12 protein-coding genes are annotated in these 20,173 nt (G+C 62.4%); 5 read left to right on the forward strand and 7 right to left on the reverse strand.

Translation table 11 applies throughout. From position 1 onward, the window contains the following. Window positions 1-912, forward strand: coding sequence for a lipase secretion chaperone (locus HDE75_RS12000; protein WP_183677440.1), 912 nt, complete (start codon window positions 1-3; stop codon window positions 910-912). Here the strand turns inward: HDE75_RS12000 and HDE75_RS12005 are convergent, their stop codons facing one another. After that, entirely contained in the window at window positions 913-2,439 is a 1,527-nt protein-coding gene (locus HDE75_RS12005) for an MFS transporter (protein ID WP_221291852.1), read from the reverse strand. It lies immediately after the preceding gene. 108 nt (window positions 2,440-2,547) lie between these two features. Between HDE75_RS12005 and HDE75_RS12010 the strand changes: the two genes are divergently transcribed. Both HDE75_RS12010 and HDE75_RS12015 read left to right on the forward strand, forming a co-directional pair. Then, on the forward strand, window positions 2,548-3,414 hold the full coding sequence (locus HDE75_RS12010) for a LysR substrate-binding domain-containing protein (protein ID WP_183677439.1): 867 nt from the start codon (window positions 2,548-2,550) through the stop codon (window positions 3,412-3,414). A 37-nt stretch (window positions 3,415-3,451) separates the two neighbouring features. Further along, window positions 3,452-3,838, forward strand: a complete 387-nt coding sequence (locus HDE75_RS12015) for a hypothetical protein (protein WP_183677438.1) — start codon at window positions 3,452-3,454, stop codon at window positions 3,836-3,838. A gap of 12 nt (window positions 3,839-3,850) precedes the next feature. Here the strand turns inward: HDE75_RS12015 and HDE75_RS12020 are convergent, their stop codons facing one another. The 5 genes from HDE75_RS12020 to HDE75_RS12040 all read right to left on the reverse strand — a co-directional run bounded on the left by HDE75_RS12020 (window position 3,851) and on the right by HDE75_RS12040 (window position 12,601). After that, on the reverse strand, window positions 3,851-6,634 hold the full coding sequence (locus HDE75_RS12020; RefSeq protein ID WP_183677437.1) for an ATP-binding protein: 2,784 nt from the start codon (window positions 6,632-6,634) through the stop codon (window positions 3,851-3,853). A gap of 169 nt (window positions 6,635-6,803) precedes the next feature. Then, window positions 6,804-8,783: a putative bifunctional diguanylate cyclase/phosphodiesterase gene (locus HDE75_RS12025; RefSeq protein WP_260173979.1), complete on the reverse strand. Its 1,980-nt coding sequence runs from the start codon at window positions 8,781-8,783 to the stop codon at window positions 6,804-6,806. Between the two features lie 38 nt (window positions 8,784-8,821). After that, window positions 8,822-10,444 carry a methyl-accepting chemotaxis protein gene (locus tag HDE75_RS26950; RefSeq protein ID WP_183677436.1) on the reverse strand — a complete coding sequence of 541 codons (1,623 nt, stop codon included), beginning with the start codon at window positions 10,442-10,444 and terminating at the stop codon, window positions 8,822-8,824. A 9-nt stretch (window positions 10,445-10,453) separates the two neighbouring features. Further along, window positions 10,454-10,615: a hypothetical protein gene (locus HDE75_RS12035; protein WP_183677435.1), complete on the reverse strand. Its 162-nt coding sequence runs from the start codon at window positions 10,613-10,615 to the stop codon at window positions 10,454-10,456. A gap of 243 nt (window positions 10,616-10,858) precedes the next feature. After that, window positions 10,859-12,601 (reverse strand): methyl-accepting chemotaxis protein, encoded by a 1,743-nt coding sequence (locus HDE75_RS12040; RefSeq protein ID WP_183677434.1) that lies wholly within the window; start codon window positions 12,599-12,601, stop codon window positions 10,859-10,861. Between the two features lie 329 nt (window positions 12,602-12,930). Between HDE75_RS12040 and HDE75_RS12045 the strand changes: the two genes are divergently transcribed. Continuing rightward, window positions 12,931-13,866: a 5'-nucleotidase gene (locus HDE75_RS12045; RefSeq protein WP_183677433.1), complete on the forward strand. Its 936-nt coding sequence runs from the start codon at window positions 12,931-12,933 to the stop codon at window positions 13,864-13,866. Window positions 13,867-13,951: 85 nt separating this feature from the next. On the opposite strand, the gene HDE75_RS12050 is transcribed toward HDE75_RS12045, so the two are convergent. Then, the gene (locus tag HDE75_RS12050; protein ID WP_183677432.1) at window positions 13,952-16,195 is read right to left on the reverse strand and encodes an RICIN domain-containing protein; all 2,244 of its coding nucleotides are present in this window, start codon (window positions 16,193-16,195) and stop codon (window positions 13,952-13,954) included. Window positions 16,196-16,697: 502 nt separating this feature from the next. Between HDE75_RS12050 and mfd the strand changes: the two genes are divergently transcribed. Further along, a complete protein-coding gene (gene mfd, locus HDE75_RS12055; protein WP_183677431.1) occupies window positions 16,698-20,141 on the forward strand; it encodes a transcription-repair coupling factor in 3,444 nt (1,147 codons plus the stop codon). Window positions 20,142-20,173 lie beyond the last annotated feature (32 nt).

Genomic DNA, 20,173 nt, shown 5'->3' on the forward strand with positions numbered 1-20,173 from the left:
ATGCGCACACAACGCGTCGGGATAGGCGCGCTGGTCCTGGTACTCGCAGGCCTGGCTTATTTTCAGCTGCAGCAGGAAGCACCACCCTCGCCGCCGGTGGAAAAGGCGGAACCCGATCTGTTCGCGTTTGTGCGCTCGATGGAAGGCACGCGGCCCGATGGTAATCTCACGGTGGCCGCCGGCGAGCAGCTGGTGGTCGACGCGGAGCTGGGCCATCTGTTTGATTACTACCTGGCCGGCCTCGGTGAAAAGCCGCTGGCCGCCATCCGCGCCCAGATAGAACTGGAACTCGATAAGCGCCTGGCGCCCGCTCCGGCGCGCGAGGCGAAACGCCTGCTGGGCGCCTACCTGGCCTACAAGCAGGCGCTGGTCGGTGTCGAGCAGACGTTGCCGAAATCGCATGACATGGCGCAGGCAGCCAGTGCGCGTTTGCTCGCCATGCGCCAGCTGCGCGCCACTTACTTTACGCCGCAGGAAAGCGCCGGCCTGTTCGGCGCCAGCGACGCCTATGACGATGACGCCGTGGCACGCATGGCTATTTTGGGCGACACGCGTTTGAGCGAAGCCCGGCAGCGCGAACAGCTGGCCGCGCTCGACGCCCGCATGCCGGCGGGCGTGAAGGCGGAACGCGATGCGCCGTTAAAGGTCGCCAGGCTGGAAGAATCGGTGCAGGCGCTGCGCGCCCAGGGCGCTGGCGACAATGAAGTCTACCGCCTGCGCGCCAGTACTTTCACGCCGGAAGCGGCGGCCCGCCTGGCGGACCTGGACCGCGAAGAATCGCAATGGCAGCAGCGCATCGTGCTGTACCAGGCGGAAAAAACCCGGCTGGGCCAGGATGCTGACGCGCTGCAAAGACTGCGCGAGACCAGCTTTACCCAAGATGAGCAGCGCAGGCTGGGAGCGTATGAATAATTACACTGGCAACGCCGGCTCCGGTGCTGCCCGGTTCGCGCCGAACACCATCCAGCTGGCCAGCGCCATGGCCCAGGCGCTCAAGCCGCCATACAGCATGACCCAGCCAAAACCATGCACCAGCGCGGCCCTGGCCATCTCGGCCGATACCCCTGACCCTGCACTGGCCTGCCCTGCCGACAAGCTCTCGGCCAAGTGGCGCAACACCGTGTTATCTGCCAGCGCAGGATGCTGCGCGCGCAGCGAAGACAGGATGCCCTGCAACAGAATAAAACCCATCAATGCGATATTGAGCGACAGGCTGATCATGCGGGCACTGATATCGATGCTCGATGCCATGCCGGCGCGCTCGGATGGCACCGCGCCCGTGGTGGTGTTGGTAACGGGCGTGTTGGTCAGGCCCAGCCCAATGCCGGCCAGCAGGCAGCCCGGCAGCATCGTCAGCCAGCTGGCCTGTTCGGCGCCGCTGCCCCAGTACATCAGCAAAAAGCCCAGGCCTATCGTGAACAGGCCGGCCGGGATCACCGTGCCGGGACGGTAGCGCAAGGCCAGGCGTTCGCCCAGCGGTGGCACCAGCAGCGTCGGCAGGGTGTAAGCCAGCAGCGCTGTACCGGTGTCCACGCTGGCGTAGCCAAGTCCATTGCTGAAGTAGAGCGGCAGATAAATCATGAACGGCCAGAAGCTGAAATTCATGCCCGCGGAACCGAGCAAGGCGCCAGAAAAGCGGCGGATGCGGAACACCGCAACATCCATCATCGGTTCGGTGCTGTGCCGCTGCACCAGCACGAAGACCATGAAACTGAGCATTGCCACGACCAGGCTTGCGATCACCATGAAGTCGCCAAAACCCGTGGCTGCACTCTGGGTAATGCCCCAGGCCAGGCCAAACACAGCCAGCGACAGGGAGGCAATGCCCGCCACATCGAGCTTGCGCTGCTGCGGATCGCGCGATTCGGCCACACCGGCCGTCACCAGCGCCAGCGACAGCACGGCCAGTGGCGCGTGAACCAGGAAGACCCACTGCCAGCTGGACAGGGCCACGATAGCCGCACCGATGATGGGGCCAAACCCCAGGCCGATGCCGAACACGATGCCCCAGGCACTGAAGGCCTTGCCGCGCGCAGCGCCCGACGGAAAATGCTGCGACAGCACCGCCACCTGACAGATCAGCATGGCGCCGCCAGCCATGCCTTGCAAGAACCGGCCGACGATCAGCAGGCTGGCATTGACCGCCAGTCCGCAAACCACCGAAGTGATGCCGAACAGTGCCAGGCTGAAGAGAAAAACGCGCTTGCGTCCGTAACTGTCGGCTAGCGTGCCGGCGGCCATCAGCACGCTGGTGCAGGCGATGGTGTAGGCATTCATGATCCATTGCAGATCCTTGAAGCTGGCATGCAGGATGGCTTCAAGCGTGGGCAGGATAACGGGCACGCTTGAAATTTCCAGACCAAACATGAGCGAGGCCAGGCAGACGGCGGCCAGGGTAAAAAAGTTCTTCCGTGAAGTGGAGCGGGGAATATGCGGCATCAAGACTGACCTGTGAGTGTTAGTAGCCGGCCATTGTGCGAGCAGCCTGGCAATAACAAAAATGATTTAATTTTGTATAATTCATTCATTTTCATCATGAATGGCGCCATGGACTTCGATCCTGTCTTGTTACGTGCCTTTGTTGCCGTCAAAGAAACGGGCGGATTTACGCGCGCTGCAGAAAGGCTGCACCTGAGCCAGTCCGCTGTCAGCCACCAGATACGCCGCCTGGAAGAACTGGCCGGCACGGCGCTGCTGGTGCGCACCACGCGCAGCTTGCGGCTGACCGAGGATGGCGAGCAATTCCTGCGCCATGCCGAACAGGTTTTGCAGGCGCACGAAGCGCTGGCCCGGCGCTTCCAGCGCGCGAACATCGCCGGCGCCGTGCGCTTCGGCGTGCCTGAGAATTTCATGGATGAACGCTTGCCTCCCCTGCTGACCCGCTTTGCGCAGCTGTTTCCCGCGGTGCGGCTTGATGTCACGGTTGGCACCTATCTTGAGCTGCGCACGCAGGTCGATGCCGGCGCGCTCGATATGGCGGTGCTCATGTCCCTGCCGACAGGCCCGGAGCGGGACCAATATGAAGGCACGGTACTGCGTCGCACGCGCTTTGTCTGGGCCGCCGCGCCCACGTTTCAATTTGCCGGCCACGGCCCGCTGCCGATGGCCTTCGCACCGTCACCCTGTTTGCACCGGCAAGTCGGGGTTGCGGCCCTGGAGGAAGCCGGCGTGGCATGGCGCATGGCCTTTACCTCACCGAGCCAGCAAGGCTTGCGGGCCGCGGTGCTGGCGGGCTTCGCCATGACGGCGCTGCCGCAAGGCGACCTGGAAGCAAACATGGTCGTCATCGATGGCCAGCACGGCTTGCCGCCTCTGCCCGCAGCCGCCTTTAGTCTGATCTGCAGCAGCAAGGGCCAGGCGCCAGCGACCATGGCGCTTGCGCAGTTGCTGGCCGAGATGCCGACCGTACTTTAAAAACTTTACGATTGACTTATCATTCAAGGAAGACTGCATGTCCGATTCATTTTCCAGCGCCATTAACCCAGCCACCATACACCTGCGTGGCATCGACCGCGACGCCATCCGCGCAATACAAGCGCGCTATAGAAACGATGTTGACGATGCACTAAAAGCAGGTCGGGATGTCGACAAGCTGACGCAGAAGCAGCACGAACAGATTCTGACCCACATCGCCACGCTCGGCGAGGCTGATGCCACCGCCTTTAAAAGCATCTATATTGAAGAGGCACTGGCCTTCAAGCCCGGCCCGACGCCGACGCAAATAGCAGCACAACAGGCCGCCGAAGCGCTGCGCAAAAAGACCGACGCGCGTGTCAAGCGGGGCATCGTAGTCGTGCTTGTATGGATCGCCATCGCCGCCTATTGGCTATCGCGCTGACAACGGCGCACATCACTGCCCGCGCAACTGCTCCAGCAGCGCCTGCGCTTCGAGCATATCCGCGCTGGCCTGCCCTTGCGTGAAAGCGCCGTGGATACCAGCCAGCAGCGCCTGCGCCTGGCAAGCTTCACCCTGGCTGTCCATCAGGCGCGCCAGGCTGGTGGCGCAGCGCAGTTGCCAGCCCAGCGCGCCCTGCTCGCGCGCCAGCTGCAAAGCCTCTTCCAGTTGCGCCCGCACGCGGGCCAAGCCGCCGCTATCGCCGTGCTGCAGCGCCAGCCAGTCCCGGTGCGCGGCGCGGCGCAGCACTTCGGGCGCGCTCCATGGCGCCTGGCCATTGCGCGCGCGCCGCAATGCAGATGCATCGACGGGCGCGTCGTGCAAGGTCACCATGACGTCGACCTGCAGCGGCCAGCCCATGGGCGCCGGCCAGGCAAAGGTGACAGGCTCGCGCACGCTGTCGAGCAAGCGCTGATAATTCTCGCCCCAGTTGCTCCAGTACAGCAAGCCATACCGGGCGCCGTGCTCGCGCAGCAGATAGACCCAGGCCCGCGCCAGCACATGCTGTCCACACCACAGGGCAACCGGAATGGCGCCGAAGGCCAGCGCAAGGCAGAGCGACACGCCGTTGTGGTCGAGGCCCACCATCACCGCTTCGCGCGCGACCGTCAATGCCTCGTCGGTCTGGCCCATCAGCCACAGCGAGCGGCACAGATTACCACGCATGCACACCTGGTAATCGGCCAGCAGCGCACTGTTGAAACCCGTATGGCCAGCGCCGTGCGGATGCGCGAGCACGGCGCGCGCCAGGTCCGCCGATGCCGCGTGGCGGCCCAGCATATGCTCGCTGGCCGAAGCCATGCGCGCGTGGATCAGCAGCATGGCCGGATCGCCTTTGGCATCGCACAGGGCGCCAAACTGGTCGGCAAAGGCGGCGGCGCCAAAGAAATCGGCCAGCGCCATGCTGACGATCCACATGCCGCACACCGCCTCGGCGCGCCGCTGCGCGCTGGTGATGCGCATGGCCAGCACATAGGCACGCTGGAAGGCGATCACCACTTCCTCGGTCACGCCTGTCGTATGCATCAGCAAATGGGCCAGGGTGGTACGCAGCTGCACTTCGCTGCCCACATCGTCGATGCCGTTCCATTCCATGTATTGCAAGGCCAGCTGCACCCGGCTGCGGTATTCATCCATCAGCGACAGCTGGTAAAACAGCGTTTGTGCGGCAATTGTCAGGCGTATGCCCAGCAGCACGTCGCCATCGTCGCCAAACGCCCAGTCGATGGCCGAACGCAAATCGTCGACATGGCAGCAATAGCGCGTGCTCCAGGTATCGGCCGCCATGGTTTCCCAGTCGTCGGCGATGGTGTCGGCCAGGCCTGCGCAATGGCGCGCATAGCGCAGCGACACCTCTCCCCATGCGCTGCTGTCGGCCAGGCGCTGCGCCGCATAGGCGCGCGTGGTATCGAGCAAACGGTAATGCGCCTGCCGGCAGCAAAATTCGATGCTCAGCAGTGACTTGGCGGCCAGGTCCGCCACCGTATCAAACACGTCGCGCCCCACCACGGCGGCCGCCGATTCGAGCCGGAAGCGGCTCTTGAAGACGCTCAGCGCCAGTAGCACGCTGCGCTCTTCCTCGTCCAGCAAGCCATAGCTCCAGTCCAGCGTGGCGCGCAAGGTCTGGTGGCGCAGCGGCGAATTGCGCGGACCGCGCGTGAGCAGGCGCAGGCGGTCGTGCAACTGGCGCTGCAATTCATGCAGGCCGAAGTGGCCCACCCGCCCGGCCGCCAGTTCCAGCGCCAGCGGGATGCCATCGAGGCGGCGGCAGATGTCGGTGACCACGGCCACGTCGGCATCGGCCAGTATGAAGCCGTCCACCGCGGCGGCGCAGCGTTCGCAGAACAGCTGCACGGCGGCGAAGTGACGGGCCGCCAGCGCGTCGGGCAAGACGCCGGCCGGCGGCAGTTCCAGCGCGGGCAAGCGCTGCAAATGCTCGCTGGAGATGCGCAGCGGCTCGCGGCTGGTGGCCAGCAGGTGCAGCAGCGGCGCGCCTTTCAGGAGCGCATCGGCCAGCGCGGCGGCGGCGGCAATCACATGTTCGCAGTTATCGAGCACGATCAGCATGTGGCGGTGCTGCAGGTAGGCCAGCAACGCAGGCATCGGCTCGTGGGCCGGCACGGCCACGCCTAGCGCCGTAGCCAGCGCCAGCGGCACCAGCTGGCTCTCGGCCAGCGGCGCCAGATCGACAAAGCAGACGCCATCGGTGTAGCGGCGCAGCACCCGCGCGGCCAGGGCGATGGCCACCGTGGTCTTGCCGATACCGCCCGGACCGACGATGCACATCAGGCGCAATTGCAGCAGGTTGGCAGCCATCGCCTGCACGGTCTCGCCGCGTCCCACCATGCGGGTCAGGACGACAGGCAGGTTGTGCTGCGGTTCAACTTGCACGCCAGGTGCGGCTTCCACCGGCCCGGCCAGCGACAGCGGCGCCAGGAAACCGTAGCCGCGGCCGGGAATGGTGGTGATGTAGCGCTGCCCGTCGCGGCCATCGCCGAGTACCTTGCGCAAGGCCGCCAGGTGCACCCGCAAGGTGGCGTCGTCGACCACGGCGTTGGGCCATACGGTGGCCAGCAACTCCTGTTTATCGACAATCTCGCCCGCCCGCTCCAGCAAGGCCAGCAGCAAATCCATGGCCCGGCTGCCCAGGCGCAGCGCACGTTCGCCGTCGAACAGCATGCGCTCGAGCGGCAATAGGCGAAACGGGCCGAAGACATAAGCCGGGACGGTGCTGTTCATAGTTCTTGCACGGAAAAAAGGTGATTAAAGCAAGGGTGAGTAAAGCGAGCGGGATGCAGGCGAAATACAAGCGAGCGGGACTATATAGTACCGACATTCTACCGAGCATCCGCCCTGGCCTACATGGCGCCATGTAAGAAGTCCTGTTACATGCGCTGTCGTATGGCCCTTACATCGCATACGCCAGCGCAGGCCGCCCCTCGGCCAGCAAGGCGGCGACGGCGGCGGGCGGCGCTGGCCGGTGCAGGTAAAACCCCTGCACCTGCTGGCAGCCAAGACGGCGCAGATGCGCGAGCTGCTCGCCGCTCTCCACCCCTTCCGCCACTACTTGCAAGCCCAGCCCACGCGCCAGTGCAATGGTAGAGGCGACGATCATCGCATCGTTGCGGTCGATGGCAATATCGCGGATGAAGGAACGGTCGATCTTGAGCGTGTGTATCGGTAGCATCTTGATATGACTGAGGCCCGAATAGCCGGTGCCATAGTCATCGAGCGAAATGGTCAGGCCCAGTGCACGCAGGCGGCGCAGCACATTCTTGGCCTGCGAGATATCGTCGATAAAGCAGCTTTCCGTCACCTCCAGCTCCAGCAAATCGGGCGTGATGGCATGGCGCTCCAGTGCGCGCGTCACCGTTTCGGGCAGCAGCGGGTCGCGCAGCTGCTTGGCCGAGATGTTGATCGCAACGGGCGAGAGCGGCAAACCGGCCGACCGCCATTGCGCCAGCTGGCGGCAGACGGCGTTGATGCTCCAGTTCCCCAGCGCCACGATGGCCTCGCTCTCCTCGGCCAGGCCGATGAATTCATTCGGGAAGATCAGTCCATGATGCGGATGATCCCAGCGCAGCAGCGCTTCCAGGCCGACGATGCGCAGTTGCGCCGTGTCGAACTTGCCCTGGTAATGGAAGCAGAATTCATCGTCGCGCATGGCGGTGGCAAAACGCCCCTGCAGTTCCAGGCTGCGCGCCGATGACAGGTTCAAGGCCATGTCGTGGAAGCGGAAGCCATCGCGCCCGCCCGTCTTGGCGGCCGACAAGGCACTGTCTGCGCTCGACAGCAAGGCGTCGACACTCTGGCCGTCGCGCGGATACAGGGCGATGCCGATGCTGGCCGTGGCGGCGATCTCGTGTCCGGCGATCGAAGTGAAAGGCTGGCGCAATGCCGCCAGCACGGCCGAAGCGATGGCCGCCACACGCTCTTCTGACGCCACTTCGCTCAGCAGCACGACGAATTCATCGCCACCCAGGCGCGCCAGCACATCGTATTCACGCAGCACCTGCTGCAAGCGCTGCGCCACCGCATGCAGCAGCGCGTCGCCCGCCAGATAACCAAGTCGCTCGTTGACCTGCTTGAAGCGGTCGATATCGAGATACAACAGCGCATAGTGGTTGCGGCTGCGCCGTGCATGCAGCAGCTTGCCGCCAGCGCTTTCATAAAAGCGGCGGCGGCTGGCCACGCCCGTCAGTGCATCGTGCGCAGCCAACTGGTCGGCACGGCTTTTTTCCTGCGCCAGTTGCAGGCTCAGGGTAATTTGCTCGCCTTCCGACTGGCGGCGCTGCCACTGCAGACGCCGCCGCGCTGCCAGCAGGATGGCGCCCCCCAGCGCCAGCAGGGCCAGCGACAGCAAGCCCGCCTGCGTCAGATGCCGGCGCCGCATGCCGGCCAGGGTCGCCAGCACCAGCGCCTGGTCCTGGCTGACGCGCACCAGCAAGCCGTGGTGGGCCACCAGCCGCTGTTCCAGCAGCGGCGCCATGGCGTGCGGAGCGCTGCTTTTCGGCACCATGGTCGGCACGCCATTTTCCATCGCCGCCAGCAGCTCGCCCTGGCGGTTCATGATTTCAATCCGGCCGCGCGCCTTGCGGCTGATGTCACGATACGGGCGCAGGAAGAAAGACAGGTCGGGCGGCAACTCGGGTGCGGCCTCGAGCGCATCGTCCAGGTGGGCGCCCAGGATGGTGGCTACATCATGATTCTCGATGCGGGCCCGGTCCAGCGCCTGCTGCGTCTCGTCGTCGAGACGGATCGCCGTATAAATCCAGATGGACAGCAGCAGGCAAATAGCCAGGATGGCGCACAGCACGCTCCAGGCCCGGCTGCCGCGCCAGGCGGCACCCAGCCATGCCAGCGCCAGGGTCAGGCGAGGTGGACGCAAAGGCCCGTGCACAGTTGCGCGCAACACCACTCAGGCCACTAAGCAGGCAGGCGCAGCATGGCCGGCGCAGCCGATGCCGATGCCGATGCCGCAGCGCGCGGCAACGTGGCCGGCGCCTGGCGCAAACGGAATACGCTGACGATCTGCAGCAGGTTGACCGCTTCGCCTTCCAGCGACTGCGAAGCGGCCGCCGCTTCTTCCACCAGCGCCGCGTTCTGCTGCGTCACCTGGTCCATCTGCACCACTGCCTGGCTGATCTGGGCGATCCCCGTGCTTTGTTCGGCGCTGGCGGCCGTGATGTCGGCCACCATATCGCTGACGCGGCTCACGGCCTGCACCACTTCCTGCATGGTGGCGCCGGCTTGCGCCACCAGCGCCGCCCCCGCATCGACCTGCTGCGTCGAACTGGCGATCAGGGCGCGGATATCGCGCGCCGCCGATGCCGAGCGCTGGGCCAGGTTGCGCACTTCCGTGGCCACCACGGCAAAGCCGCGTCCCTGCTCGCCCGCGCGCGCCGCTTCCACGGCTGCATTCAAGGCCAGGATATTGGTCTGGAATGCCAGCATGTCGATCACGCCGATGATGTCGGCGATTTGCGCCGACGAGCTGCTGATCGCTTCCATCGTATGGATCACCTGCCCCACCGCCTGGCCACCCCTGGCGGCGATCTTGGCAGCATTGACGGCCAGCGCGCTGGCCTGGCGCGCATTGTCGACGTTTTGCTGCACCGTGGAGCTCAGTTCTTCCATCGCCGACGCCGTCTGTTCCAGCGAGCTGGCCTGTTCTTCCGTGCGGGCAGACAAATCGACATTGCCCACCGCAATCTGGCTCGATGCGGTGGCGATGGTATCGGTGCCCGAACGCACCTGCTGCACGATGTCGAGCAGATTGCCATTCATGATGGAAAGCGCGTCGAGCAGCTTGCCCGTCTCGTCATGGCGATGCTGGCCGAACGTGGACGTCAGGTCGCCAGCGGCCACGGTCTGCGCCACGCCCAGCGCGTATTGCAGCGGCCCGACGATGCTGCGCGTGACCAGCCAGGCGGTAATGATGGAAAAAGCGATCGCCAGCGCGCTCAGCGCCAGCATCATGTTGCGCGCCTCGATATATTCGTCGCGCACTTCGGCGCCCGCCACTTCCATGCGTTCATGCTGATGCGCGATCAGCGCTTCCAGTGCCGCCATATAGCGCAGCTGGTCGTCGCGCACCTCGCCCAGCAGCATGCTGGTGGCCTCGTCGCGCGCGCCCTCGTCCAGCAAGGCCAGCACCTTGTCGCGGCCCGCATTGAAGACGGCGCGCGCCTGCGTCACCGCCAACAGGGACGCACGGCCTTTTTCCGACAGGATGATGCGGTCAAGCTGGGCCAGGCGCTGTTCCGTGTCGGCGCCCGCCTTGGCGATCGACTCACGCTCGCGCGCCAGATGCTGCGGCTCCGTCATCAGCAGCAGGTTGCGCGAGGAACGGGCTATCACGTTGACATTCTTGATGATGTCATTGGCCAGCACGGTCTTGGGGTATTTGTCTTCGACGACATCGCGCATGCGCGTATCGAGGCCGGACAGGCGCAGCATGCCCAGCGCAGCAGTTGCCAACAGCAAGGCGGTCAAAAAAGCAAACGACCAACGCAAGCGCGTTCCAATATTCATATCTGCTAACTTCATTCGCATCCTTCAATGTAGTGCATCGATCATGTGCGCCAGGCCGTCATACGGAAGCTGACGGCAATGGCTGCCGCCGCCTGCAACCATGGAAGGCCGGGCGCGACAGGCAAACAGGATCAGCCGGGATGCGGCAAAAAGCAGCAAGGCGGGGGCGTGGGAACGGCGCAGCATCACACCCGTTCCCAACGCATACGTGCTACAAGAACAAGTGTGAGTTATCTGTCAGGCAATGTCTCGTTAAGATTTGCAAAGTTTTGCTTAGGCGGCAAACCAGCCATTTTTATAACAATGACTTTTTAAACAATAAAATACCTCGAAACTGGCATATCCACATAAAAGGCTTTGCATCCGCGCCATGCAAAACGGCCGCACAAGGCGGCCGCTACGGCACCAAATCATACTTTTTTTACATTTTTAAAATACTTCCCACTCATCTTCCGCTGGCGCGCTCTTGCGCGGCGTGGGCACGGCGCGCAGCACCGGACGGGCCTTGACAGGCGGCGCGGCGCGCACCACGGGCATAGCCGGCGCACGCTTGACGGGCGCCGGTGCTGGCGCGGACGCCGGGAGCGTCCCGTCGAGCTTAAAGACACTGACCACGCCAGCCAGCTGGCCGGCCTGTTCCTGCAGCGATTCGGCCGCCGCAGCCGATTCTTCCACCAGTGCCGCGTTCTGCTGCGTCACCTGATCCATCTGGCTGATCGCCTGGTTGATCTGGTCGATGCCCGAGCTTTGCTCCTGCGTGGCCAGGGTGATCTCGGCCATGATATCGGTCACGCGCTGCACGCTGGTCACGATATCGGCCATGGTGCCGCCCGCTTCGGCCACCAGCTTGCTGCCCTCGCCCACCGCCTCGACCGAGTCGCCGATCAGGGTCTTGATTTCCCTGGCGGCGGCCGCAGACCTTTGAGCCAGGTTGCGCACCTCGCCTGCCACCACCGCAAAACCGCGGCCCTGCTCACCGGCGCGCGCCGCTTCCACGGCTGCGTTCAGGGCCAGGATATTGGTCTGGAAAGCGATGCCGTCGATCACGCTGATGATGTCGACGATCTTGCGCGAGGAATCGTTGATGGCGTTCATCGTCTGCACCACCTTGCCCACCACGTCGCCACCCTTGACGGCCACGCTGGATGCGCTGCGCGCCAGTTGATTGGCTTGCCGTGCATTGTCGGCGTTCTGACGCACGGTAGAGGTCAGCTCTTCCATGGACGACGCTGTCTCTTCCAGCGAACTGGCTTGTTCTTCCGTGCGCGAAGACAAGTCAAGATTACCGCTGGCGATCTGCGACGACGCCGTGGCGATGGTGTCCGTGCCGCTGCGCACCTGGCCGACAATCTGCACCAGGCTGCCATTCATGTCTTTCAGCGCCTGCAGCAATTGTCCCGTTTCTTCTGTTGTCGTCACCTCGATGCGGCTGGTCAGGTCGCCGGCAGCCACCGTCTGCGCCACTTGTACGGCGGCATTGATCGGACGCGTGATGTTGCCGCTGATATAAGCGGCGCAAGCGATACCGAGTGCGGCCGCCAGCAGCGCCAGGCTCAGCATCATGGTTTCCGAACGGGTGACGGTGGCCGCACCGTCAGTCACGCTGGTGTCGGCGACGCCCTTATTGAGCTTGATGATCTCGTTCAAGGTGGCTTCGGCCTTGTCGAAAGGGCCGCGCGAGGCCAGGTATTGTTTGTAGAAATCGACAAACAGCGCTTTCTGCTGCGATTCATCGTGCTGGTTTGCCAGCGCGTTCAAGGTGGCGCCCACCTTGTCGTCATCGCTTTTCCAGGTGGCCCACTCGCCCTGAAAACGTTTCCACAGCAGCACTTCTTCATCCGTTTGCGGCAAGGCCTCGTACAGCTTGCGGCCCTGTTCGATATCCGCCCAGGCGCGTTCGCGCAGGCGCAGCGCCTGGCTGAACTGGTCTTGGGACTGGTAATTATTTTCATAGATGGCCGCCGTCAGGGTCGCCGCCGCCACTGCCGTCTGGCCTTCGTTGATCATCAACAAGCCCTGGATGGATGGCAGGCGTACCACGCCGATTTCATTGACGGCATTGCCCACCTTGGCGATACCCGTATAGCCACTGGCGGCCACTACCAGCAAGGCGAGCATCATGACGGCGACCAGAGTCGCCAGCTTCCATTTGATCAGTAAGTTCTTAAACATGGCGATCTCCTTTATGTATTCATTACAACAATGGGCAATCTGGCTGCTGGCCGGCTGATACGGACCAGTGGATGCTTGAGATAAAGAAGGCGGCAGGGTTGGGGCATAGACTTCGTTACAATTGGCTAGATTTGCTGCTTGCCAGCATAGAGGAAAAAAAACGTTTTGACTGATACATGACTGATACAAAACAAGATTTTTTTCATGCTACGGCGTTTGCCACAAAAATAGGGTCGACAAGGCGTCCATGGAAGCCCCGCTCTATTGGCTGAAGAGTTGATCGTCGTATAAGATGGTCAGCGAGCAAACAATGAAGACCTTGAAAAACTATGGCTTACCCTATCGAACACAAACTGGTGATCGGTGTCGCTTCCAGCGCGCTGTTTGACTTGTCCGAATCGCACCAGATCTACCTCGACAGCGGCCCCGAGGAGTACCGCAAGTACCAGGAAGCGCATATCGACAAGATCTTGCCGCGTGGCGTGGCTTTCCCCTTCATCCGCCGCTTTTTGAACATCAACAAGCACTATGCACGCCAGTCGCCGGTGGAAGTGGTGCTGTTTTCGCGCAATTCGCCGGAGACAGGCTTGCGCGTCATGCACTCCATCGCCCATTACGGACTCGACATTTCACGCGCTGCCTTCATGACGGGCAAGCCACCCTACCCGTATTTGCCAGCTTTTAATGCTTCGCTATTTCTCAGCGCGAACGAAGACGATGTGCGCAGTGCACTGGCCAGCAACTCCCCGGCCGGCCTGGTGCTGCCATCACGCACGGAAGACGATGAAAGCGATGAAGAATTGCGCATTGCCTTCGACTTTGACGGCGTGATCGCCGACGATGAAGCCGAGGCCGTGTTCAAACGCAATAATGACTTGAATGAATTCCACGCCCATGAAACCTTGCACATGGGCATACCGCACCAGCCCGGACCGCTGGCCGGCCTGTTCCAGAAACTGGCCACCATGCAGCGGCTGGAAGAAAAAGCGCAGCGGCGCGATCCCGACTACAAGAAGATCTTGCGCATCGCCATCATCACGGCGCGCAATGCGCCTTCGCACGAAAGGGTGGTAACGACCTTGAAAAGCTGGGGCGTGGCGGCGGACGAGACGTTTTTCCTGGGCGGCATGGACAAGTCGCGCGTGCTCGAAGTGTTCAGGCCGCACATTTTCTTTGACGACCAGCTCAGCCACTTGAAATCGGCGAGCGGCAACATTCCCATGGTGCATGTGCCGTTTGGCGTGGCCAATGTGCTGCGTCCATAAAAAAGGCCATGTAAGAACATGGCCTGAAAAAAAGCCCGCGCACCGAAGGGGGGACGGTACGCAGGCCGATCAGCTCAAGAACAGCTTATTGCACCAGCACCGCATTCATCGACGTGGCGTTAACCGTTGGGCCGAAACCGTTGAGGATGTGGGTGATTTCGCCCACGCCACCGAGCGAGACAGTGGTCATATTGTGCAGCATCGCGCCATTCAGGCCCGATGCCGGCACTTCAAACGCATTGTGCAGCTTGATGCTTGGGTTGACATTGAAGTAGCAATACACGCCCACGCCCCACGCTTCGTGGCTGCTCACATGATCGGCCACCTTGTACGAGGCATAGCCGTTTTTGTTGCCATCCATCCACTGGGCTTGCGTCGGCACGTCATACGGCGCTTCGCTCTGGTAGAAATACACCTTGCCGCGCTCACCATTCCACAGGGTCTGGTACTTCTGGTAATGCTCGACAGCCAGGCCATAGATAAGGACATCGCTGCCGTTGACGATCAGGCCATAGTCGGCCGGGTTGATGGTCCAGCCATGCGTGACTGCACCTTCTATGCCATGGTCGGCGCGCCAGATCCACAGATTGTCGCCGATCACGTCGTGGCTATTGATGCGCACGCTGATGGTGGCCTTGCCCTGTGAGGCGCCGCCGACGCGGGCGAAGACGTCAAATAATACCGTAGGATTGGCGATGTGGCGGGTATTGCTGCCGACCGGACCGACATCGAGCAGCACCGGCGAATTGGTGACGCCTGCATCGAACAGCACGCCGGCGATCGATACCCCATCAACATCAGCCACCGTCATGGCAGCCTTGCCCGTGGTCGGGATGATGGTGGCCAGGCCCAGGCCCAGCACCACGGTGTTGGGATTGTTGACGCGCACGGTGTCGGTCAGGTTATAAACGCCTGGCGTCAGCAGCAAATGCTTGCCCTGGGCCAGCGCCGCATTGATGGTGGCGGCCGTATCGACGTTGGCTTTGGCGATATGGAACTGGCTGATCGGCAAGGATACGCCAGGGCCGGCGCCATTGGTCCAGGTAATGCCCTGGCTATTGCTGCGCAATCCAGGCACGAAGACGCTGTAGTTACCGGCCGCATCGACGGTCAGGAATGGTTTTTCACGCACTTTCGGCGTTTGCGCAATCGTCGTGTTCGGCGGATTGGGGAAGCTGGCAACCGGTGAATTCACGTTGCCGACAAATACCATATTCCACACGGCACTGGCCCAGTGATTCCATTGCGAGTTGCGCGCCAGCCATTGCTGCTGGCTTTGCGAATTGACTTCGCCATCGACCAGGGTATCGGACATGAAGCCACCGCTGGACCAGCCGCCATTGTCGGCCAGCGCCAGGTTGCCCCGGACGTGCATGCGCCGCATCGGCGCCGCTTGCGACACGGCCCACATGCTGGTGCCGCCGCTAGGCGTGAGCGAAATGTTTTCTACCGAACGCCAGAAGTTTTGCGTGGCGTTACCGTTAAACCAGGATGCATCGACCTGGATGGTGCCATTGATGTGCGTGTCGTCCGGGCGCGGACCCAGGCCAGCCACGTGCGTGTAAAAGCCCACGTTGACGTAGGTGGATGGGTAATTGCCCGGTTTAAACAGCAAGGCATAGCGATTATTGCCAAACTGGTTGGTACGCTGCTGGCTATAGACCTGGTCCACTTGCGCCTGGATCGTCGCGGCGCTCATGCTGGGGTCGAAGATCTTCACATTCGGACCGAAGTCCGGCGCCGTGCCGCCGCCCGCCGCCGGCGTCAGCTGCCATTGCTGCCCTGCACTGCCATTGCTGGTAAAGATTTGCACCGGCGTACCATTGGCCGTGCCCGCATTGCTGACATGCAGCGCCTTGCCACTGTTTTGATTAATCAAGGTATAGGTGCCGCTGGCATTGGCGTTGATTTGCCATTGCTGTGCGCCCGTGCCATTGCTGGCATAGATGCCGACCGGGCTGGTGTCGGGCGTGGCCGCGCCCAGCACGTCGAGCGCCTTGCCGCCGTTCTGGTTCAGCAAGGTATACGTGCCATTGGCGTTGCTGATGATTTGCCACTTTTGCGCGGCCGAGCCATTGGCCGTGGAAATTTCCGTGATCGCGCCGTCGTTTGAAGCACCATTGGCTGGCTGCAGCGCCTTGCCGCTATTCGGATTGACCAGGGTGTAGACGGTGCCCGGCGTGATGGCCGCCAGCGCTACGTCGCCCGAGTTCGCCTCGCTCTGGGCCAGCAGCTTGCTGCTTTGGCCCCCTTCTCCCTGGCCGCCGCACGCGGCCAGCATTCCACCCAGCGCCCAGAACGCCAGGAACTTGCTGATAGTCGTTTTCAAAAGTGTCTCCTCATCGAATGAAGTGGAAAAAAACTTGTTGCCATCCTCCCTGTCAGGCCAGGAGGTGAGTTACCGCCACGGAAGCGAATGGTCGTCCCGTGAAGATTCTGTGCAGTGAAAACGACAGTCCGGCAAGGCCGGAACATGATCAGATCGCGATGAAATAACAGGCAGATCGATCAGTGGAAGCGCTTCCATACTCATGCCAAAAAAATTCCAACGCGTGGAATAGTGGCTAGGGTCTATGACCTGGCTGGTTGCGGCCCAGGCGCGCAAGGCGCGGTCTCCGGGAGTGATTATTTTTATGCTATGAAGCAACTTTACGCCACGAATTTGCGCTTGTCTAGTGAAAAAAGCATTTTTTAAAAAGCAATAGTGATACGAGGGAAACGCGACTCCAGACAAACGCGGCATGGCTTGCCAGGTACTATAATGATGAATGTCGCTGCGCCGCAGAACTGGGCTGGCGCCACCTTCCTACCATTACTCTGTCATCGCCTGCATGTCATTTGACTTAAAACTCTCGTTTCCCAAAGCCGGCAACCGTTTTGCCTTGCCGGCTCTCTATGGTTCATCCGACGCCTGGGCGCTGGCCAACGCCGCGCTGGAACTCAAATCGCAGGGCCGCATGCTGGCCGTGGTGGTGGCGCAAGCCAGCGACGGCCAGCGGCTGCTCGATGAAATACCGTGGTTTGGCGGCAAGGAACTGCGCTGCCATTTGCTACCCGACTGGGAAACCCTGCCTTACGACGCCTTCTCGCCGCACCAGGACCTGGTCTCCGAACGCCTGGCCACTTTGCACGAAATACAGAACCGCCAGTGCGATGTGCTGATCGTGCCGGCCACCACGGCGCTGGTGCGCCTGGCGCCGCCCTCGTTTCTGGCCGCCTACACCTTCTTCTTCAAGAAGGGCGAGACGCTGGACGAAGCGCGCCTGAAGTCGCAGCTGACCCTGGCCGGCTACAGCCATGTATCGCAAGTGATGTCGCCCGGCGAATACTCGGTGCGCGGCGGCTTGCTCGACCTGTTCCCCATGGGCTCAGCCCTGCCCTACCGGCTCGACCTGTTCGGCGACACGATAGAAAGCATCCGCACGTTCGACGCCGACACGCAGCGCTCGCTGTATCCTGTGCATGAAGTACGCTTGCTGCCGGGGCGCGAATTTCCCATGGACGACGCGGCCCGCACCACCTTCCGCAGCCGCTGGCGCGAACAGTTCGAAGGCGATCCATCGCGCTCGGTAGTCTACAAGGACATCAGCAGCGGCATCGCCTCGGCCGGCATCGAATATTACCTGCCGCTGTTTTTCGAAGAAACAGCCACCCTGTACGACTACTTGCCGCCAGACGCCGCGCTGGCCCTGGTGGGCGACATCGACGCTGCCATTGGCCGCTTCTGGACCGATACGCAATCGCGCTACCGCTTCCTGAAAGCCGACCGCGAACGGCCCATCCTGGCGCCCGAAGCGCTGTTCCTCAGCGACGAGCAATTCTTCAGCCTGGCCAAGCCCTATCCGCGCCTGGCGATTGCCAAATCCAACGATGCGCTGGCCTCGGAACTGTCGGCGCCTATCCCCAACGTGGCCGTCAACCGCCGCGCCGACGATCCGCTGGCCAACCTGCGCAGCTATCTGCTGCAACCGGGCCGCCGCGTGATGATCTGCGCCGAATCGAACGGCCGCCGCGAAACCCTGCAGCAGTATTTTGCCGAATACGATTTACAGCTGGCGCCAGTCGAAGGCCATGACGGCTTTTTGCAGTCAGATGCCAAACTGGTGCTGGGTGTGGCGCCACTGCATACCGGCTTCGAGCTGTACACGGCCGATGGCAATCTGAGCTTCATCACAGAAACGGAGCTGTATGCCGGTTCGGGCCGCCGCGCAGGCACCAAAAAACAGGAAGGCGTGACGCAGGTCGAATCGATGGTGCGCGACCTGTCGGAGCTGAAAATCGGCGACCCGGTGGTGCATATCAACCACGGCATCGGGCGCTACATGGGCCTGACCAGCATGGACCTGGGCGAAGGCGAGACCGAATTCCTGCACCTGGAATACGCCAAGGACACCAAGCTGTATGTGCCCGTCTCGCAGTTGCACGTCATTTCGCGTTATTCGGGTGCCTCGCCGGAAGACGCGCCGCTGCATTCGCTGGGTTCGGGCCAGTGGGAAAAAGCCAAGAAAAAGGCTGCCGACCAGGTGCGCGACACGGCCGCAGAACTGCTCAATCTGTATGCGCGCCGCGCGCTGCGCCAGGGCCATTCCTTCGAATATTCCTCACACGATTACGAGCGTTTCGCCGACAGTTTCGGTTTCGATGAAACGCCGGACCAGGCCGAAGCCATCCGCAACGTGATCAAGGACATGACATCCGGTAAACCGATGGACCGCCTGGTGTGCGGCGACGTCGGTTTCGGCAAGACCGAAGTCGCCTTGCGTGCCGCCTTCATCGCCGTCATGGGCGGCAAGCAGGTGGCGATCCTGGCGCCCACCACCCTGCTGGCCGAACAGCATGCGCAAACCTTCGCCGACCGTTTCGCCGACTGGCCGGTGCGTATCGCCGAGCTGTCGCGTTTTCGCAGCGGCAAGGAAATCACGCAGGCATTCAAGGGCATGGCCGACGGCACCCTGGACATCATCATCGGCACCCACAAGCTGCTGTCCGACGACGTGAAATTCACCCGCCTGGGCCTGGTCATCATCGACGAAGAACACCGCTTTGGCGTGCGGCAGAAAGAAGCGCTGAAGGCGCTGCGCGCCGAAGTCGATGTACTGACCCTGACCGCCACGCCGATTCCCCGTACCCTGGGCATGGCGCTGGAAGGCTTGCGCGACTTTTCCATCATCGCCACGGCGCCGCAAAAGCGCCTGGCCATCAAGACGTTTGTCCGCAGCGAAGGCGAAGCCATCATCCGCGAAGCCTGTTTGCGCGAACTGAAACGGGGCGGCCAGATCTACTTCCTGCACAATGAAGTGGAAACCATCCAGAACCGTTTGGCCATGCTGACGGAACTGCTGCCCGAGGCGCGCATCGCCGTGGCGCACGGCCAGATGCACGAGCGCGACCTGGAAAAAGTCATGCGCGACTTCGTGGCGCAGCGCTTTAACATTTTGCTGTGCACCACCATCATCGAGACCGGTATCGACGTGCCGACGGCGAACACCATCATCATGCACCGCGCCGACAAGTTCGGCCTGGCGCAGCTGCACCAGCTGCGCGGCCGCGTAGGCCGCTCGCACCACCAGGCTTATGCCTATCTGCTGGTGCATGACGTGCAGGGCTTGACCAAACTGGCGCAGCGCCGCCTGGACGCGATCCAGCAGATGGAAGAACTGGGCAGCGGCTTTTACCTGGCCATGCATGACCTGGAAATCCGCGGCGCCGGCGAAGTGCTGGGCGAGAGCCAGTCGGGCGAGATGACGGAAATCGGCTTCCAGCTGTATTCGGACATGCTCAACGAAGCGGTGCGCTCGCTGAAAGCAGGCAAGGAACCGGACCTGGCGGCGCCGCTGGCGTCCACCACCGAGATCAACCTGCACGTGCCTGCCCTGCTGCCGGCCGACTTCTGCGGCGACGTGCACGAGCGCCTGTCGATCTATAAACGCCTGGCCAATTGCGCCACGCAAGACAAGATCGACGATATCCAGGAAGAGCTGATCGACCGCTTCGGCAAGCTGCCCGACGCCGTCAAGGCACTGATCGAAACGCACCGCCTGCGCATCGCGGCAAAGACGGTGGGTATCGTCAAGATAGACGTGCATGGCGAAGCAGCCACCCTGCAATTCATGCCCAAGCCGCCCATCGACCCGATGCGCATCATCGAATTGATCCAGAAAAACCGCCATATCAAGCTGCATGGACAGGACAAGCTGAAGATCAGCGCAGCCATGCCGGACCTGGCCGCGCGCGTCACGCAGATCAAGACCACCATCAAGCAATTGACCGTGTAAACTACCGGGATTATCTACGCCAGGCTGACTAA

The organism is Janthinobacterium silvisoli (assembly GCF_014200725.1).
GTDB lineage: Bacteria > Pseudomonadota > Gammaproteobacteria > Burkholderiales > Burkholderiaceae_D > Janthinobacterium.

What these genes read in the sequence shown, in the direction of transcription:
- HDE75_RS26950 (WP_183677436.1), bottom strand. Translation starts at nt 10,444, where the DNA reads ATGAAGTTAGCAGATATGAATATTGGAACGCGCTTGCGTTGGTCGTTT.
- HDE75_RS12035 (WP_183677435.1), bottom strand. Translation starts at nt 10,615, where the DNA reads ATGCTGCGCCGTTCCCACGCCCCCGCCTTGCTGCTTTTTGCCGCATCC.
- HDE75_RS12015 (WP_183677438.1), top strand. Translation starts at nt 3,452, where the DNA reads ATGTCCGATTCATTTTCCAGCGCCATTAACCCAGCCACCATACACCTG.
- HDE75_RS12045 (WP_183677433.1), top strand. Translation starts at nt 12,931, where the DNA reads ATGGCTTACCCTATCGAACACAAACTGGTGATCGGTGTCGCTTCCAGC.
- HDE75_RS12005 (WP_221291852.1), bottom strand. Translation starts at nt 2,439, where the DNA reads ATGCCGCATATTCCCCGCTCCACTTCACGGAAGAACTTTTTTACCCTG.
- mfd (WP_183677431.1), top strand. Translation starts at nt 16,698, where the DNA reads ATGTCATTTGACTTAAAACTCTCGTTTCCCAAAGCCGGCAACCGTTTT.
- HDE75_RS12010 (WP_183677439.1), top strand. Translation starts at nt 2,548, where the DNA reads ATGGACTTCGATCCTGTCTTGTTACGTGCCTTTGTTGCCGTCAAAGAA.
- HDE75_RS12040 (WP_183677434.1), bottom strand. Translation starts at nt 12,601, where the DNA reads ATGTTTAAGAACTTACTGATCAAATGGAAGCTGGCGACTCTGGTCGCC.
- HDE75_RS12020 (WP_183677437.1), bottom strand. Translation starts at nt 6,634, where the DNA reads ATGAACAGCACCGTCCCGGCTTATGTCTTCGGCCCGTTTCGCCTATTG.
- HDE75_RS12000 (WP_183677440.1), top strand. Translation starts at nt 1, where the DNA reads ATGCGCACACAACGCGTCGGGATAGGCGCGCTGGTCCTGGTACTCGCA.